General features: G+C 63.9%; 17 protein-coding genes and 1 pseudogene. 15 read left to right on the top strand and 3 right to left on the bottom strand.

Features of this window, described 5'->3' with window-relative positions:
- Window positions 1-199: 199 nt before the first annotated feature.
- From SVA_RS12860 to SVA_RS12830, 7 genes and pseudogenes are all read left to right on the top strand, one after another.
- A pseudogene (locus SVA_RS12860) lies at window positions 200-652 on the top strand (ATP-binding cassette domain-containing protein); the annotation flags it as partial.
- A 534-nt stretch (window positions 653-1,186) separates the two neighbouring features.
- On the top strand, window positions 1,187-2,038 hold the full coding sequence (locus tag SVA_RS12855) for an adenylyl-sulfate reductase (RefSeq protein WP_096461602.1): 852 nt from the start codon (window positions 1,187-1,189) through the stop codon (window positions 2,036-2,038).
- Window positions 2,039-2,074: 36 nt separating this feature from the next.
- On the top strand, window positions 2,075-2,557 hold the full coding sequence (gene aprB, locus SVA_RS12850; RefSeq protein ID WP_096461601.1) for an adenylyl-sulfate reductase subunit beta: 483 nt from the start codon (window positions 2,075-2,077) through the stop codon (window positions 2,555-2,557).
- Window positions 2,557-4,446 (top strand): adenylyl-sulfate reductase subunit alpha, encoded by a 1,890-nt coding sequence (gene aprA, locus SVA_RS12845; RefSeq protein WP_096461600.1) that lies wholly within the window; start codon window positions 2,557-2,559, stop codon window positions 4,444-4,446. The genes aprB and aprA overlap by 1 nt, the downstream gene beginning before the upstream one ends.
- Window positions 4,447-4,554: 108 nt before the next feature.
- Window positions 4,555-4,908, top strand: a complete 354-nt coding sequence (locus SVA_RS12840) for an SH3 domain-containing protein (RefSeq protein WP_096461599.1) — start codon at window positions 4,555-4,557, stop codon at window positions 4,906-4,908.
- A gap of 5 nt (window positions 4,909-4,913) precedes the next feature.
- Window positions 4,914-5,414, top strand: coding sequence for an FKBP-type peptidyl-prolyl cis-trans isomerase (locus SVA_RS12835; protein ID WP_096462945.1), 501 nt, complete (start codon window positions 4,914-4,916; stop codon window positions 5,412-5,414).
- Window positions 5,365-6,435 carry a tetratricopeptide repeat protein gene (locus SVA_RS12830; RefSeq protein ID WP_169924087.1) on the top strand — a complete coding sequence of 357 codons (1,071 nt, stop codon included), beginning with the start codon at window positions 5,365-5,367 and terminating at the stop codon, window positions 6,433-6,435. The genes SVA_RS12835 and SVA_RS12830 overlap by 50 nt, the downstream gene beginning before the upstream one ends.
- A 36-nt stretch (window positions 6,436-6,471) precedes the next feature.
- Here SVA_RS12830 and SVA_RS12825 read toward each other — a convergent pair whose 3' ends face one another.
- The gene (locus tag SVA_RS12825; protein ID WP_169924086.1) at window positions 6,472-6,888 is read right to left on the bottom strand and encodes a DUF4279 domain-containing protein; all 417 of its coding nucleotides are present in this window, start codon (window positions 6,886-6,888) and stop codon (window positions 6,472-6,474) included.
- Window positions 6,889-7,183: 295 nt separating this feature from the next.
- Between SVA_RS12825 and SVA_RS12820 the strand changes: the two genes are divergently transcribed.
- The 5 genes from SVA_RS12820 to SVA_RS12800 all read left to right on the top strand — a co-directional run bounded on the left by SVA_RS12820 (window position 7,184) and on the right by SVA_RS12800 (window position 12,159).
- Complete coding sequence (locus SVA_RS12820; RefSeq protein WP_096461596.1) at window positions 7,184-8,146, top strand: ATP-binding cassette domain-containing protein; 963 nt, start codon at window positions 7,184-7,186, stop codon at window positions 8,144-8,146.
- Window positions 8,143-8,952, top strand: a complete 810-nt coding sequence (locus SVA_RS12815) for an ABC transporter permease (RefSeq protein ID WP_096461595.1) — start codon at window positions 8,143-8,145, stop codon at window positions 8,950-8,952. The genes SVA_RS12820 and SVA_RS12815 overlap by 4 nt, the downstream gene beginning before the upstream one ends.
- A 339-nt stretch (window positions 8,953-9,291) precedes the next feature.
- Window positions 9,292-9,888, top strand: coding sequence for a lytic transglycosylase domain-containing protein (locus SVA_RS12810; RefSeq protein WP_096461594.1), 597 nt, complete (start codon window positions 9,292-9,294; stop codon window positions 9,886-9,888).
- 476 nt (window positions 9,889-10,364) lie between these two features.
- Window positions 10,365-11,159, top strand: a complete 795-nt coding sequence (locus SVA_RS12805; protein WP_096461593.1) for an SAM-dependent methyltransferase — start codon at window positions 10,365-10,367, stop codon at window positions 11,157-11,159.
- 115 nt (window positions 11,160-11,274) lie between these two features.
- Window positions 11,275-12,159, top strand: coding sequence for a PhzF family phenazine biosynthesis protein (locus SVA_RS12800; RefSeq protein WP_096461592.1), 885 nt, complete (start codon window positions 11,275-11,277; stop codon window positions 12,157-12,159).
- Between the two features lie 86 nt (window positions 12,160-12,245).
- Here SVA_RS12800 and SVA_RS12795 read toward each other — a convergent pair whose 3' ends face one another.
- Together SVA_RS12795 and SVA_RS12790 are read right to left on the bottom strand one after the other, a co-directional pair.
- Window positions 12,246-12,557 carry a hypothetical protein gene (locus SVA_RS12795; RefSeq protein ID WP_096461591.1) on the bottom strand — a complete coding sequence of 104 codons (312 nt, stop codon included), beginning with the start codon at window positions 12,555-12,557 and terminating at the stop codon, window positions 12,246-12,248.
- Entirely contained in the window at window positions 12,554-12,850 is a 297-nt protein-coding gene (locus SVA_RS12790) for a hypothetical protein (RefSeq protein ID WP_148665467.1), read from the bottom strand. Before SVA_RS12790 ends, SVA_RS12795 begins: the two co-directional genes overlap by 4 nt.
- A 174-nt stretch (window positions 12,851-13,024) precedes the next feature.
- Here SVA_RS12790 and SVA_RS12785 point away from each other — a divergent pair, with 174 nt between their 5' ends.
- From SVA_RS12785 to SVA_RS12770, 3 genes are all read left to right on the top strand, one after another.
- Window positions 13,025-14,218, top strand: a complete 1,194-nt coding sequence (locus SVA_RS12785; protein ID WP_096461589.1) for a serine hydrolase domain-containing protein — start codon at window positions 13,025-13,027, stop codon at window positions 14,216-14,218.
- Window positions 14,219-14,336: 118 nt separating this feature from the next.
- Window positions 14,337-15,077 carry a nucleotidyltransferase domain-containing protein gene (locus SVA_RS12780; RefSeq protein WP_197703190.1) on the top strand — a complete coding sequence of 247 codons (741 nt, stop codon included), beginning with the start codon at window positions 14,337-14,339 and terminating at the stop codon, window positions 15,075-15,077.
- Between the two features lie 680 nt (window positions 15,078-15,757).
- Window positions 15,758-16,522 (top strand): haloacid dehalogenase type II, encoded by a 765-nt coding sequence (locus SVA_RS12770; RefSeq protein WP_096461588.1) that lies wholly within the window; start codon window positions 15,758-15,760, stop codon window positions 16,520-16,522.
- Window positions 16,523-16,637 lie beyond the last annotated feature (115 nt).

The raw sequence follows: 16,637 nt of genomic DNA, 5'->3' as shown, positions 1-16,637 counted from the left end.
GTGACGTCGCTTTATGAAATGCGATCGCGGGATTCTACAGTAGCGGAGGGAGGAACCGTGCCCGGAACGACGGCGGTCAGCAAGATGGGAAGTCCAAGCTTGTCCACAAGCGCGGTCACTTTCCGCCTCCAAGGCAGTCTCTGTCGCACCGGGCGTTTACACCTTCCGCCCCCGTCAGGACCGCCACAGGGATTCCCGAATGACACCCGCCATCGAGACCAGGATTCTGCAGAAGACCTTCGGCAGCACGCGCGCGGTCGCCGGGATCGACCTCGAGATCGGTCGCGGCGCCGTGTATGGCCTGCTCGGCCCGAACGGGGCCGGCAAGACCACGACGATCCGCGTGCTCGCGACATTGCTCAAGCCGGACGGCGGTTCGGCGTCCGTGCTCGGCCTCGACGTGGTCAAGGACGCCGCCGCCGTCCGTGCCAAGGTGAGCCTCACGGGCCAGTTCGCCTCCGTGGACGAGGACCTGACGGGACACGAGAACCTCGTGCTCGTCGCGCGCCTCCTCGGCTTCACCTGGGCCGGCGCGCGGGCGCGAGCAAGAGAGCTGCTCGAGGCCTTCGGGCTCGCCGAGGCCGCCGGGCGCCAGGTGCGGACCTGGTCGGGCGGCATGCGCCGGCGGCTCGATATCGCCGCGAGCCTGGTGAGGCGCCTCGGCTATCGGCGGTCGTACAGCGTTCTCGGCGGTATGGGCCCGGGTGGAAAAACGCCGGCTTCGAGACGACCAAGGCCGCGTAGTTTGCGGCCCAGCGGGCGGGCGGGACGTGGGGGCATCGCTGGCCGAAGCGTGCCCCAATCTATAGATTCATATATATAAAGAGCATTAGCCGCGATCGATATAAAAGATCATTACGGGCAGATCATATTATTCGATTACCCATCCCCCAGATTTGCCCCCGCGCGCCCGGTAAAAGGCTTGATACGACTACGTTTTCACTATATGTTTTGCCGCCGAAATCGATAGCCGGCCGTACGCAAGGGTCGATCGGTAGCAGGCGCTTGAGGCGGCCGTCGTAGTACCAGATCAAGACGGGCAGACATTGGGGGTCTTTCGAAACATCGCCGGCAATCCCCAGACAGGTCCACATCGTTCTGACGATCATCGCGGTCCTCGCGGGAATTCTTTTCGACAGGCATCACGGCAGCACAAAAATTCAATCGCGTTACAGAGGATAACTTAATGTTCACGAGCAATCCCTTCGCCGAGCTTTCGGCCAACATACCCGTTGCCGTCATGCAAGGGTACATCATTCTAATGGTCCTGCTGGTGATCGTGGGGACCATACTCGACATGATGCACAAGAAGAGCGCGAAGTACTTTTTCCTGAATGCGGAGAAAGAAAAGAAGAACGCAAAGCGTCAAGTCGGAGTCGGAGAGAAAGCGGTCATCGCCGCGTCCGTTCTGTTGAACGAAGTGGCGACTTCCGGTGAATTCTGCAATCCCCGGCGCAGACTTTCCCATCTGCTGACCATGTGGGGCACCATCATTTTCGTCGCGACCACCGCGATCCTGATCTTCGGTTATCCCACCCCGGAGACGCCGGCGCCGGCCATCCTGCCGCAGCTCTGGCACATCGGCGCGCTGATGCTCGCCGTCGGCGGATACTGGTTCTGGTTCTTCATCCGGGTCGACGTCTCGGCGGAAGGCCTCACCTGGTGGCGTCTGGAGCGCGCGGATCTCTTCATCCTCTCGCTGCTCGCGACGGCGACCTTCGCGTTGCTCTGGTCGTTCACGCAGTACCGCGGCATCAGCGGCTGGTCGACGCTGTTCCTGGTTCTGTTCGCCCTCTCCGGCGTCGTGTTGTTCGGCGGCGTGTATTGGTCCAAGTTCGCGCACATGTTCTTCAAGCCCGCGGCCGCCTTTCAAAAGCGCGTCACCCGCGCCGACGGCTCGAGAGAAGACCTGCCCTTCGACTACGATCCGCGCGATCCCGAGGTGCAGAGAAAGTTTCCGGATCTTGCCGAGTACATGGGCAAGAACCCGCCCAACATGGGGCCGGGTATCCGCCGCGAGCGGCCGAGCCACTACTAACGATTCTTCAACTATCGCTATACGAGAGAGAAGATCATGCCAACATTCGTATACATGACGCGTTGTGACGGGTGCGGACAGTGCGTCGACATCTGCCCGTCGGACATCATGCACATCGACAAGTCGCTTCGGCGTGCCTACAACATCGAGCCCAACATGTGCTGGGAGTGCTATTCCTGCGTGAAGGCCTGCCCGCACCACGCGATCGACGTTCGCGGCTACGCGGACTTCGCGCCGCTGGGTCACTCGGTGCGCGTGCACCGCGACGAAGAGAAAGGCATCATTTCGTGGCGCATCAAGTTCCGCAACGGCAAGAAGGACATGGACCTCGTGGCGCCGATCACGACCAAGCCGTGGGGCACCGGGTTCCCGGATCTGAAGGCGGAGCCCGCGCCCAGCAAGGAAATGCGCGCGAGCCAACTCTTATATAAGGAGCCCAAGTACATCCGCATGGACGACGGGGACATCCGGACGCTGAAGTCCGCCGGGCTCTCACTCAAAGCAGGGGTGTACTACTAATGGGCTACAAGACAATCGTTGAAGACAACATCGACGTCCTCGTCGTCGGCGCGGGCCTCGGCGGCACCGGTGCCGCGTTCGAAGCGCGCTACTGGGGCCGGGACAAGAAGATCGTCATCGCCGAGAAGGCCAATATCGACCGTTCCGGTGCGGTGGCCCAGGGCCTGTACGCGATCAACTGCTACATGGGCGCCCGCTTCGGCGAGAACAACCCCGAGGATCACGTCCGTTACGCGCGCATCGACCTGATGGGGATGGTGCGCGAGGATCTGGCGTTCGACATGGCGCGCCACGTGGACTCCGCCGTTCATCAGTTCGAGGAATGGGGTCTGCCGATCATGCGCAACAAGAAGAAAGGCAGCTATCAGCGCGAAGGCCGCTGGCAGATCATGATCCACGGCGAGTCCTACAAGCCGATCGTCGCCGAGGCCGCGAAGCGGTCCGCCGACAAGGTGTACAACCGCATCTGCGTGACGCACCTGCTGCTGGACGAGGCCAAGGAAAACCGCATCGCCGGCGCCGTGGGCTTCAACGTGCGTACCGGCAACTATCACGTGTTCAAGTCCAAGACCGTGATCGTCGGTGCCGGTGGCGCCTCCAACATCTTCAAGCCGCGCTCCGTGGGTGAAGGCGCCGGTCGCGTGTGGTACGCGCCGTGGTCCTCGGGCTCGGCGTACGGCCTCATGATCGATGCCGGCGCGAAGATGACCCAGATGGAGAACCGCATCGTGCTGGCCCGCTTCAAGGACGGCTACGGTCCGGTGGGCGCCTACTTCCTGCACCTGAAGACCTATACCCAGAACGGCCTGGGCGAGAAGTACGAAGAGAAGTGGTGGCCGCAGCTCCAGGAAATGGTCGGCAAGGAATACCTCGATCCGGAGGCGTCGCACCTGACGCATCGGCCGATCCCGACCTGCCTGCGCAACCACGCGCTGATCAGCGAGGTCAACGCCGGCCGCGGTCCGATCCACATGGTGACCATGGAAGCCTTCCAGGATCCGCATCTGGAGGAGATCGGCTGGCACAACTTCCTGGGCATGACCGTGGGCCAGGCGGTGCTGTGGGCGGCGACCAACGTGGATCCGAAGTACGAAAACCCCGAGCTGACGACCTCCGAGCCGTACGTCATGGGCTCGCACGCCACCGGTTGCGGCGGCTGGGCCTCCGGTCCGGAAGACGTGTCGCCGCCGGAGTACTTCTGGGGCTACAACCGCATGATGACCGTCGAAGGCCTGTTCGGCGCGGGTGACGCGATCGGCGGCACGCCGCACGCGTTCTCGTCCGGGTCCTTCACCGAGGGTCGTCTGGCCGCCAAGGCCGCCTGCAAGTACATCGACGACGGCAAGGCCGAGGGCATTCGCGTCTCGGACAGGCAGATCGAGGAGCTGCGGGAGAAGATCTACAAGCCGCTCGAGACCTACCGGGTGTACAGCAACGAAGTGGTCGCCGGGACCGTGAACCCGAACTTCATCAACCCGCGGCAGGGCCTGGATCGCCTGCAGAAGCTGATGGACGAGTACTGCGGTGGTTTCGGCGTGAACTACATGACCAACGGCAATCTCCTCAAGATCGGCCTGAAGAAGCTGAAATGGCTCGAGGAAGACTGGCATAACGGCATGGGCGCAGCCGACATTCACGAGCTGTTGCGTGCATGGGAGCTGTACCACCGCATTCGCACGTCCGAGTGCGTGTTCCAGCATACGCTGTTCCGTGAAGAGACTCGCTGGCCGGGTTACTACTACCGCGGCGACTTCATGAAGCTGGATGATAAGAACTGGCACTGCCTGACTGTTTCTCGCCGCGACCGCAAGACCGGCCAGTACACGATGGAGAAGGCGCCGCTTTATCACCTGGTGGACGACAAAGAGAAGACAGCGAAAGCGGGTTAAAGCCATACGGCGTACGGCCTGAACGCGAGTTCAGGCCGAACCGCCTCTTTTAAAGCCACCAAATTCTATTTGCTGGCTTTTTTTATTCGTTTCGTTTCGGTATCGAGTATGAAGAAAATCTTCGAAATGACCGATGAGGAGCTGTTCGAGGTCGCCAATCCCATGTGGCGGGATCTCGTGAAGTACTCCAACGAGGAGAATTACGGCGCCTTCACTCGGAATTTCTCGTCCTCGTTCATCCAGGGCGCGAACGAAATGGAGCTGGGCAAGCAGTTCGCCCGGGCCAAGCTCACCAAGAACCTGTCCGAGGAAATCATCAATCTCGGAACCATCCGTCGCGGCGAATACATCACGGTGCTGTACAAGCAGAAGAACACGAAGCTGGAAGGCGAATGGCTGGGCCGGCTGGTGCTGGGGTACGAGAACGGCAAGCTGAAGATCTTCGGCGCAACACTTTTCTGATGCTCATGACCGATACTATCGAAAATCTGAAGTTCGTCGAGCTGAACTACCGCGTCGTCGACGTGAAGACCGGCACGATACTGAGAACGGTGGAATATCCCCTGGCCTACGTGCACGGGGCCAATGACGTCCTGTCCGAGCAGGTCCAGGCGCAGCTCAAGGGAAAGAAGGTCGGCGATACCATCGATGTCCCCATCGACGTGGACAGGGTATACGGACCGAGAGACGAATCTCTGGTATTCACCGATCACATCGACAACGTTCCGGAGGAATACCGGGAAGTGGGCCTGACCATTACCATGGAAAATGCGAAAGGTCAGACCCGGAACTTCATCGTCACGCGCGTGGACGACAAGACCGTGACCGTGGACGGCAACAACCCGCTCAGCGGTCGCGACGTGATGTTCACCATCGAAGTGCTGTCGGTACGCGACGCCACCGAAGAAGAGATCGAGTGTGGCGGCGCGGTCGGTGCCGATCCGGACATCAATGAAATACTCAAATAATTATGTGTTCTTTCCAGACAACAAGGCGCTGGAAAAGGCACTGCAACACTTCGTCGGCAAGCTGATCGACCCCGATCCCGTCCACATCTGGCCCGACACCCAGGTCACCGAGCCCGACAACTTCATTCACACCCGGGGCAATTTCGAGCAGCACCGGTATCGCGGCTCCCTGCTCGATCCGGCGCGCGAGGTATTCGAAAGAGAGCTCGCCGAAGATGATTTTCGGCAGCAGGCGCCGCTGGAATGGGCGCAGACGCAGAATGCCCTCGGCAATATTCTGGCCGCCCAGGCGCAGCAATTCAGGGACGAGGCCCTGTACCGCAAGGCGATAGGGGCCTTCGAGCTCGCGCTGGAAGTGCTGAGCCAGGAATCGGCGCCCGCCGATTGGGCCGCGACCCAATACAACCTGGGCACGGCCGCCCAGGCCCTCGGCCGCCAGGAGAACGACGCGAAGTCATTCAAGCGGGCCGTCGACGCCTATACCCATGCCCTGCAGGTCTGGAACCGGGAGCAAACGCCGGAGAACTGGGCCCGCACGATGCATCAGCTGGGGAACACCTTCCATGCCCACGGCCTGATGCTGAAAGGCAATACGACCCTGCAGAAATCGGTGGTCGCCTACAAGAACGCGTTGCGGGTATTCAATGCCGACGACCACGCGCTGGAGCTGGCGGCGACGCACATGAATTGCGGCGCGGTGCTGCATCACCTGGCGGAGTCCGAAGAGAACCCGGATCGCCTGCAAGAAGCGATAAAGTCCTACGAAACCGGGCTGCTGGTCTGCATGGAGCAGCAACTGCCCATCCACCTCGCGGTTCTGGGCCGGGTCAACATCGCCACCGCGCGAGCGGAGCTCGCCGAGCTGAAAAAAGACGCGCGCATGGCCGATGAGACGGCGGATGAGTTCGACGTGATACTCGAGGCGTTTCGGGGCTCCTTCCAGCCGTTGTGCATCAAGCACTGCGAGGCGCAGCGCGATCATGCGCGCTCGCTGGCGGAAACGCTCGGTAGAAAAAATTAAATCCGCGCCACTGCGGTTTACCGCCCAGGTCGCGGCTCAAACGCGCTTGGAAAGCCGGTAGTCGATATTGATGAAGGCGCCGATCTCGGATAGAAAGCGGATCGTCCTGGCGCCGAAACCGACATCGGGCACGGTTTCACCCTTGTCCACCGACAGCACCAGCACCACGCCGAGCCGCGGCGACAGGTTGTGGCTCTTGCAGATCCCCACGATCTTGTCCTTCACCGGCTCCAGTTTCTTGATCAGCTCGTCCGTCAGCTTGTAAACGTCGATGGCGTCGGTGACCGCCGCGGTCGACAACTCCCAGGAGCTCAGCACCGGCTTGCTCAATTCACTTCTGGCGCCGGAGGCGTCGACCGAAGTAGGTTGTATACCGAGATGTTGTGTGACGTGGTCGGGATCGAAATGATAGCCCGCCAAGGTGAAGTGGGCCCGCGCTTCATTACTTGCCAAGATCTTACCCTCTTCGATGTTTGTGAACCTGGTGGTCGACAGTAGCGCCGGTTGCTACATGCTTCCCGGGCCTTAAGTACCGAATAATTGTGTGATCACGCCGTTCGCTTGTCCAATCCGGTTCAGTTGTGTATTAACGGAAAAAAGGTCACAGATTGAGGCAGCCCCACTTCCACAGACACCGGGGAGACCCCTCACGGATGAAGTCGCGCTGCGACTAACGTCTCCAAGGCCGGCTCCGCCACGCCGGGCGTTTATACTTCCCGCCCGTCACGACAGCCACAGAGATGCCAGGATGACACCCGCCATCGAAACCAGGAATCTGCAGAAGACCTTTGGCAGCACGCGCGCGGTGAACGGGATCGATCTCGAGGTCGGTCGCGGCGCCGTATACGGCCTGCTCGGCCCGAACGGGGCCGGCAAGACCACGACGATCCGGGTGCTCGCGACGTTGCTCAAGCCGGACGGGGGTTCCGCATCGGTCCTCGGCCACGACGTGGTCAGGGACGCCGCCGCCGTCCGCGCCAAGGTGAGCCTCACGGGCCAGTTCGCTTCCGTGGACGAGGACCTGACGGGCCACGAGAACCTCGTGCTCGTCGCGCGCCTGCTCGGCTTCACCTGGGCCGGTGCGCGGGCGCGGGCGAGAGAGCTGCTCGAGGCCTTCGGGCTCGCCGAGGCCGCCGGGCGCCAGGTGCGGACGTACTCGGGCGGCATGCGCCGGCGGCTCGATATCGCCGCGAGCCTGGTGCTCCGGGCCGAGCTGCTGTTTCTGGACGAGCCGACGACCGGCCTCGATCCCCGCAGCCGCAACCAGGTGTGGGACGTCGTGCGGGCGATCGCGGGGGAGGGCACGACGGTGCTGCTTACCACGCAGTACCTGGAGGAGGCGGACCGGCTCGCCGACCGCCTGGCCGTGATCGACCACGGCCGCCTGATCGCCGAGGGCACGAGCCGCGAGCTCAAGGAATCCTGCGGCCAGCGCACGCTGCACGTGCGGGTCGCGGACCGCGCGCAGCGCGCCGCCGCGGAGGCCGTGCTCCGGCAGGTGCTCGGGGGTGAGATCCACGACGACGGCGATTTCCTCGCGCTCGCCGCGAAGGTGATCCGCGACGAGCAGGTCCCGCAGGCGCTCGCGGCGCTCGCCGCGCAGGGCGTCACCGTCGCCGAGTTCGCGCTGGCGCAGCCGAGCCTGGACGATGTGTTCTTCGCGCTGACCGGGCACGCCGCCGAGGAACGGAGGAGCGAGGAGGCCGCATGAACGACACCTCGCTGCACCGCGCCTTCACGCACGGGGAGCGCCCGCGGCCGCCGAGCGCGCTGTCGGCCGTGCTGACGCTCGGCTGGCGCGCGATGCTCAAGATCAAGCACGTGCCGTTTCAGCTCTTCGACGTCATGGTGTTCCCGATCATGATGACGGTGCTCTTTACGTATCTCTTCGGGGGCGCGCTCGCGGGCTCGACGCAGGCGTACCTTCAGTACCTGCTCCCCGGGATCGTCGTGCAGACCATCGTGTTCCTGACGGTGTACACCGGCGTCGGCCTCAACACCGACATCCAGAAGGGCCTGTTCGACCGCTTCCGGTCGCTGCCGATCTGGCAGCCGGCGCCCATCATGGGCGCGCTGCTCGGGGACCTGTCGCGCTACTCGCTCGCGGGCGTGGTGGTGATGATCGTCGGGCTGATCCTCGGCTTCCGGCCCGAGGCCGGCGTGCCCGGCGTGATCCTCGCGATCGCGCTGATGCTCGTGTTCGCGTCGAGCATTTCGTGGATCTGGATCATCCTCGGGTTTCTCGTGCGCACGCCCGAGTCGGTCATGACCACGAGCTTCCTGTTCCTCTTCCCGCTGACGTTCGTCAGCAACATCTTCGTCGACCCGGCGACGATGCCCGGCTGGCTGCAGACGATCGTCGCGCTCAACCCGGTGAGCCACCTCGCGTCCGCCTCGCGCGGCCTGATGCACGGCGGCGTCGCGGTGGCCGACGTCCTCTGGGTGCTGGCCGCCTCGGCGGTCGTGACCGCCGTGTTCGCGCCGATCGCCATGCGGATGTACTACCGGGAGCGGTGATTCGTTGCCTGGGCGCATAGCCCGGGCCAGACCGCAGCTTCGCTTGTAATCCGCCCGACCCGCTCGTCTCTTCACCGTTTCTCGGCAACCCGGATCGCTCGAGCCTCGCCATGCTGTGATTCCGTCCGGGATCGTATGACGGCCCGCGGGGCGCGCGGGCGGGAGGTCCGCCGGGTCGCTCGGCCGGGACGGCCCCGTCGGGCCGGCTGGCGTCTCCCCGGACATCGCCCCTGCCGTTTGCCGGGCGAAACTCCGCCCGCTACCGGCTTTTCCTACTGGCCAGCACCGCGGCTGCTGTAATAGAACCGGTGCAGGATCAAGGATGGTCCGGAGCGGCCGATGAAAGGGCTGTCATCGATAGGCATCGCTCTACTCAGCGGGCTTCCGCTCGGCGTATGGGCACATGGGGGCGCATCGGCGGACGCGAAAGACACGGCGAACCGGATCGCTTCCGATCGCCCGACCCACATGGTGCGCGTGAAGCACCACGGCGCCTCCGGCGTGCGAACCCGGTTTCTGTCCGCGCCGGCGCGTCGTTTTCATCGCGTCATCCAGGAAGCGGCCGAGCGCTACAAGGTCGACGCGGCGCTCCTTCACGCCGTCATCGCGGTGGAGTCGGCATACAACCCGCGGGCGGTTTCCCCTAAAGGCGCGCGCGGGCTGATGCAGCTGATGCCCGCGATCGCCCGCCACTACGGCTGCACCGATCCCTACGATCCTGAGCAGAACATCCGCGCGGGCGCGCGGCACCTCGGCGTTCTGTTGAGACGTTTCAAGCGGGACCTTTCGCTGGCGCTCGCCGCGTACAACGCCGGGGAACCCGCGGTCATCAGTCGCGGCAACACCATCCCGCCTTATCCCGAGACGCTCCTCTACGTCCCGAAGGTGCTCGAACACTATCAGCGCCTGCGGCCCGAGAGCATGGCGGCGCAATAGCGCCATCCACCCTCTCCCCAGTCCTCTCCCATCAAGGGAGAGGGAGACATGGCTGCGTCTTCACTTGCCGGAGAGAGCGGGGCTGAACAAGCGTTGCGGCCAATCATGACATTGAGCGCAGCCTGAGAATCCGCCCTCGCCCCAACCTCCCATCAAGGGAGAGGGAAGTTCACTACATGGTCCCCTCTCCCCCTGCGGGAGAGGGACGGGGAGAGGGGGTCGAAAGAGAGTTGCAGCCAATCATTTACATGCGTGTGCCGGCGAGTGATCACCCTCTCCCGAACCTTCTCCCATCGAGGGAGAGGGAGAATTAACGAACTGCTGCACCGGTCCATTTCGAATGTCCTTGCGAGTGCCGCTGCTTATTCGTGCGCGGCGCACCTGCAATCGAACGGCCGGTCCAACCAACCATCTGTCGCGGCCCTGCAAACGCATCGCGCGGCATTCGATTCCGTCCATGGACTGGAGGCCAGGCAATGACCGCAGCACGCTGGGTACGTTTACTGGTATTGGCGCTTGCTCTGGGCGCGGTCGGCGTCGGCGCACAGGCGGAACAGGCGCAGACATCCGCGCCGGCGTACGAGCCGGCCGTGGGGCAGGAAGGCAAGGATGTCGTATGGGTTCCCACGCCGCAGCCGCTGGTCGACAAGATGCTCGACATGGCGGAGGTGACGCCGAACGACTACGTGATCGATCTCGGTTCCGGCGACGGGCGCACGGTCATCACGGCGGCGAAGCGCGGCGCGCGGGCGCTCGGGATCGAGTACAACCCGGACATGGTGGCGCTTGCGCGGAAGAATGCCGAACGGGAGGGCGTCGCGGGAGAGGCGGAGTTCGTGAAAGCGGATCTCTTCGAATCGGACTTTTCCCGGGCCACCGTCATCACCATGTTTCTCCTGCCGGACATCAACGCGAGGCTGATGGACAAGATACTGAGCCTCAAGCCCGGCACGCGCATCGTGTCCAACACGTTCCCGATGGGCGACTGGGAGCCCGATGCGACCGCGAGGCTGGACAGCAGCGACGGCTGCACCGGCACGTACTGCACGGCGCTCCTGTGGATCGTGCCCGCGCGGGTCGCCGGCACGCACCGGGTCCCGCAGGGCGAGTTGTCGCTCAGGCAGCCCTACCAGAAGCTTTCGGGAACGCTGCGGTCCGAAGGCCAGATCGTCCCGGTGGAAGGCAAGGTCCTGGGTGAACGGATTTTTCTCACGGCCAGCGGCCGGGAGCTGCACGGCAAGATGAACGGCAAGGCGCTCGAGCTCAATTAGGCGTACTCCGGTCTCGTGAAAAAAATGAGGGCCGGAACGGAATAGACGTTAATATTGCTCTCCAATGCGCTTTTTCCATCTGAAGAGAGCCCGGGCCCCGTTTCCCGCGTAGACCGTGTCCCATCGCCTGTACCTCGTCGATGTCTTCGCCGAGCGGCCCTGTACGGGGAATCCGCTCGCGGTCGTGATCGCCTCCGATGGACTGGCCGACGATGCCATGCAGCAGATCGCGGCCGAGATGAACTTTTCGGAAACGACCTTCGTGGCGCCGACGATGGAAAGCGACGGCGGGTACCGTGTCCGGATCTTCACGCCGGCGCGCGAGATCGCGTTTGCCGGCCACCCGATACTGGGCACCGCGTGGGTCGTCCGCCTTCACCTCGCGCGCGACGTCCGCCCGACGGTGCCGCTCAACCTGGCGGTGGGGCAGGTGCCCGTCATGTTCGAGTCGTCCGCCGACGGGGCGGAGGCCGCCTGGTTTCTCGCGCCGCCCATGGCGTTGGGGGCGACCTGCAGCCGGGAACGGATGGCGCCCGCGCTCGGCATATCGCCGGAAGACATCGAGGCCGCGCTCCCGGTGCAGCAGCTCTCCGCCGGCACGTCGGTCATGATCGTCCCGCTGCGCAGCCTCGATGCGCTTCGGCGCAGCCGGCTCGATCTGGGCGCCTACGCCGGGCTGATGGCCGAAGGCTTTCCGCCCCTCGTCTACCTTTTCTGCCGCGAGACCCATCATGCCGGGAACGACCTGTGCGCGCGGTTCTTCTTCGAAGCGCATGGGGTGCGCGAAGACCCGGCGACGGGCAACGGGGCGGCGTTCCTCGGCGCTTATCTGCTGGAGCATCGGTTCTTCCCCGAGCCCGCTTTTTCGCTACGGATCGAGCAGGGTTATGAAATACGGCGGCCGTCGCTGGTGCTGCTGCGGGCGCGAATCGTCGACGGGGCTTTCGAGGTGAGCGTGGGCGGCCGCGTAATCCCGATCGCTCAGGGGGAGCTGCTCTGAAGCGGAGCGGCGGAAGAGGGAACCGAGAAATGGATTTCCTTTTCTTCCCGGTTCTCGGTATTCCGGCGGAGTATCGTGAAGCCGGATTACTCCCCGCTCGCCATGTAGATGTTCTTTTCGGTGTGCAGCTTGTCGTAGGCGCAGACGATGCGACGCGCGAGCTCGAAGGCCTGCATGTAGGTGACGTGCTCGTACCTGCCCGGCTCGGGATAAAGCCGCTTCAGGTCCCGCTGGATGCGCTCGAACTCCAGTTTGCGATCCTCGGGAAAGCCGTCGAAGCGCGTTTCGGTGAGGTGCGACCAGTACGCCATGCCGATCCGGTCCGGGAGCGGACCGTCGGCCGCGCTGATGACCGCGATCACCTGGAGCACGTCGGAGAGCGCGCGTTCGGTCGTCATGGCGACGCCAACGCCTTCAGCAGTCTGTCGTAGAAGGACACGACCCGCTTCGCGAGCTGGGCGGCCTTGTCCTTGTCCACCTTGCGCACGCGACGGGTCGGGTAGAGCCGGCCGAGCTCGCCGAGCAGCTCGCGGTGCTCGTCTTGAAGCGCCGGTGGGACGTCGGGATTCGAGGAGATGAATTTCAGGTGCTCGAAGTACGCCTCGCGCAGCCGGTCGCCGACCGACTCCCTCCCGAGTGCGAGCGCCTTGACGGCGCTGAACGAGTGGCGCCATGCCTTGACGGGGTCCATGCGATCGATCGCTTCCGTGGGACAAAACGGCAACCATATCATTGCTTTCGTCCGGCCGCGGTCATCGCGATGACAGTCAGAGTTTTCGAATATTCTGAGAACGTGTCGTAGCACCCATCGCCGCGTCATCCGTGAAACCACCGGGTTCCGCTCCGGCGCAAGAGTAGGGCGAGCGTGAAACATTCCGACGTGCGTATCGAGGGACAGGTGAGCGCGGGCTTCGAGGCCGTGCGGAACGCGTTCGCCGAAAACTTCGCGCGGCGGTACGAGCTCGGCGGCGCCTGTTGCGTGTACCACCGGGGCGAGAAGGTGGTCGACCTCTGGGGCGGCGTGCGCGACAGGGTGACCGGCGGGCCGTGGGAGGAGGACACCATGGTCGTCGTCTACTCGACGACCAAGGGGCTTGCGGCAATGACGATGGCGATCGCCCATTCGCGCGGCTGGCTCGATTACGAGGAGCGCGTCTCGACTTACTGGCCGGAGTTCGCCCAGGAGGGGAAGGCAGGAATTACCGTTCGCCAGCTGCTTGCGCACCAGGCCGGCCTGTTTGCTTTCGACGAGCAGACGGACCGGAGCCTGATCGCCGACCCCGATCGTCTGGCGGTCGTGCTGGCGCGCCAGAAGCCCGCCTGGGAGCCGGGCACGCGGCAGGGCTACCACGCGATCACGCTCGGTTACTACCAGAGCGAGATCCTCCGCCGGGTGGATCCGCGGCACCGTACCCTCGGGCAATTCTTTCAGGACGAGGTCGCGACGCCTCTGGGAATCGACTTTTACATCCGCCTGCCCGAGTCGATCCCGGATTCCCGGCTGGCGAGGATCGTGAGCCCGAGCCTCGTCGCGCGGCTGACCGGGTTCCCGTTCCGACTGGCACTTGCCACGTTGCGCCCGCGCGCAAACATCGTGCGCGCGCTCGCCGGTTCGCAGCTTTGCCACGATCGGCAGCGCATCTACGCCCGCAACTTCGAGGTGCCCTCCGGCGGGGGCGTGGGCACGGCGCGTGCCATTGCGCGCGCGTACAGTGAATTCGCGACCGGAGGACGCGAACTGAAGCTCCGTACGGAAACGCTGTCCGCGCTGACGGCCCCGGCCGTTCCGCCGACCCGCGGCTTCTACGACGAGTGCATGCTGGCCGAAGTGCAGTTCTCGCTCGGCTTCATGAAGTCGAGCCCCTCGTGGCCGATGGGAAACGAGGGATCGTTCGGATTCCCCGGTGCGGGCGGCTCGCTCGGCTTCGCCGACCCGAAGGCCGGCATCGGCTACGCCTACGTCACCAACCGCATGGGCACATCGCTCACCGGCGATCCGCGGGACGTCGCGCTCCGGAACGCGCTGTATGCGGTCCTTCGAAGCCGGCCACCGGGGTAGCGCGCCCTGACGAGAGGCGACTTCCGAGGGGCTGGCCGATGCCCTTTTCTCGACCGTGCAACAGCGAGTGCTGGGGTATTTGTTCGGTCAGCCGGAACGGAGTTTTTTCGCTACGGAGGTGATCAGGCTCGCCGGCGGCGGATCGGGTGCCGTCCAGCGCGAGCTGGCACGGCTCGTCGACAGCGGACTGGACCGTCACCCGCGTTGGAGCCCAGAAAAACACTATCAGGCAAATCCCAAGTCGCCGCTCTTCCGGGAGCTTTGCGGCATTGCGCGAAAAACCGTCGGTCTCGCCGACGTCTTGCGCGAGGCGTTGACACCCTTGGCCTCCGAGATCGATCTTGCGTTCGTTTTTGGCTCGGTCGCCCAAGGCAAGGAGCGGGTAACGAGCGACGTGGATGTGTTTGTCGTCGGGTCCGTATCGTTCACCTACGTCGTCAAGGCGGTTGCACCGACGCACGAGCGTCTGGGCCGGGAGATCAATCCGGTGGTGATGCCAAGAAGTGATTTTCTGAGGAAGCAGAAAGAAGGCGATCGATTCGTCGCACGGGTTATCAGGGAACCGAAACTATTCTTGATAGGGACAGCGGATGACCTTGGAGAACTTGTTAAAGATCGGGCAGATAAATCACTGACGCGACGAAGTAGGGACGCTGCTGGACGCGGCCCGACGGAACCTGGCCGACTCTCGCGTAAAGCAGGTCAGCGCCGAATCCCGTTTCGATGTCGCTTACAAGGCGATCATGCAAACCGCCGTCGTGGCCCTGATGGCCAATGGCTTTCGGCCCGACACCAACCGGCCGGGGCGTCACATGACCTTAGTGCAGGCATTGCCAACGACGATCGGGTTGTCCGGTGACCGCCTGGCAGTGCCGGACACGTTGAGACGCAAGCGAAACCTGTCGGACTACAACCGGGGAGGACGTCGACGACATCTCCGCCGAAAGCTGCATCCGTGAGGCGGAGCAGTTGCTGCGGGAAGTCTCGGGATGGCTGAAGAAAAATCGGCGCGATCTGGTTCGCTAGCTTTTTGAACGGCCCGCGAGGTTCTCCGAGTACGGAGGGTCCGGCAGTCTACTCTCGAGGTTTTCCGGGCAAAAAAAGGACTCAGCCCCTTTCGGGGCTGAGCCGACCGGACTCTGATGGAGTTACCTCCAAAACAGCCTTTCCCCTTCGCGGGGTATCTCGATGAGGCCACTGTCGGTTAGGACTGTGGTTCGGATCGAGGTCCGGCTACTTACTGTGACTGACCCGAGTTTCGGGAGTTCGCGGGGCGAAAAAAAATTCCACAGCGCAAGGGCCGCCGCCGTCCGGATGGCCAAATCCCGCGCCGGACTTGTCGATTCTCGTCGACCGTGTTCACCAGTAAGCAATCCGCCGTGCGTGCTCCGTAGACCCGGGTGCGCGGCGATTTATTACCGAATTTTTTGCTCCTGTCCTGGAAATAGCGGCGGGCGCCGCCCGGTAGTATCGGTTGAAGGTCCGCGAGCGTTTTTCGGCGCGTGCCTTCCCGAACATCACCGGACAGGAGAGCGCGCCATGCCACACGATCGTCGTACGTTCCTGGGCCTGCTTGCGGCGGGCGCCGCCGCCGGCGTCCTGGGGCCGATCTCTCGGGCCACCGCCGCCCCGCGGTCGGGCATCAGAGCGATCGCGTTCGACGCGTTTCCGGTGTTCGATCCGCGGCCGGTCTTCGCCCTGGCGGAGCGACTGTTTCCCGGTCGCGGCGCCGAGCTCGGCAACGCCTGGCGCACGCGGCAGTTCGAGTACCAGTGGCTGCGGGCGCTGTCGGGGCAGTACGCCGATTTCCGGGAGGCGACCGAAGACGCGCTCGTGTACGCGACGAAGCTGTTGAAGCTCGACCTGACGGCGGACAAGCGTGGGTCGCTGATGCAGGCCTACCTGGAGCTCAAGGCCTGGCCGGACGCACCAGGAGCGCTCGCGGCGCTCAAGCGAAGCGGGTTCAAGCTGGCGTTTCTCTCTAACATGACGGCGGCGATGCTGGAGAGCGGTATCAGGACCGCCGGCCTCGAGGGCTTGTTCGATCACGTGCTCAGCACCGACCGGATCCGGACCTACAAGCCCGACCCCCGCGCCTATCGGCTGGCGACGGAGACCTTCGGCCTGGATAAACGCGAAATCCTGTTCGTCGCGTTCGCCGGCTGGGATGCCGCCGGAGCGAAGGCGTTCGGGTATCCGACGTTCTGGGTCAACCGTCTCGGCCTGCCGCGCGAGGAGCTGGGGTTCGCGCCCGATGCGACCGGTACCACCCTCGCCGATCTCGTGCGCGTCGCCGCGGCGTAGCGATGCCGATCGACGGCAGTCGGTAATAGATCGTCGCCCGCAACGATCTACTCCTGTAACGATGGCTCGGCGACGCGATGCCGGCGCGGGGGAAGGAAATCCGCGGCCGGGGTCC

This window comes from Sulfurifustis variabilis (assembly GCF_002355415.1).
Classification (GTDB): domain Bacteria; phylum Pseudomonadota; class Gammaproteobacteria; order Acidiferrobacterales; family Sulfurifustaceae; genus Sulfurifustis; species Sulfurifustis variabilis.
This window is presented reverse-complemented; position numbering and strand designations above follow the sequence as displayed.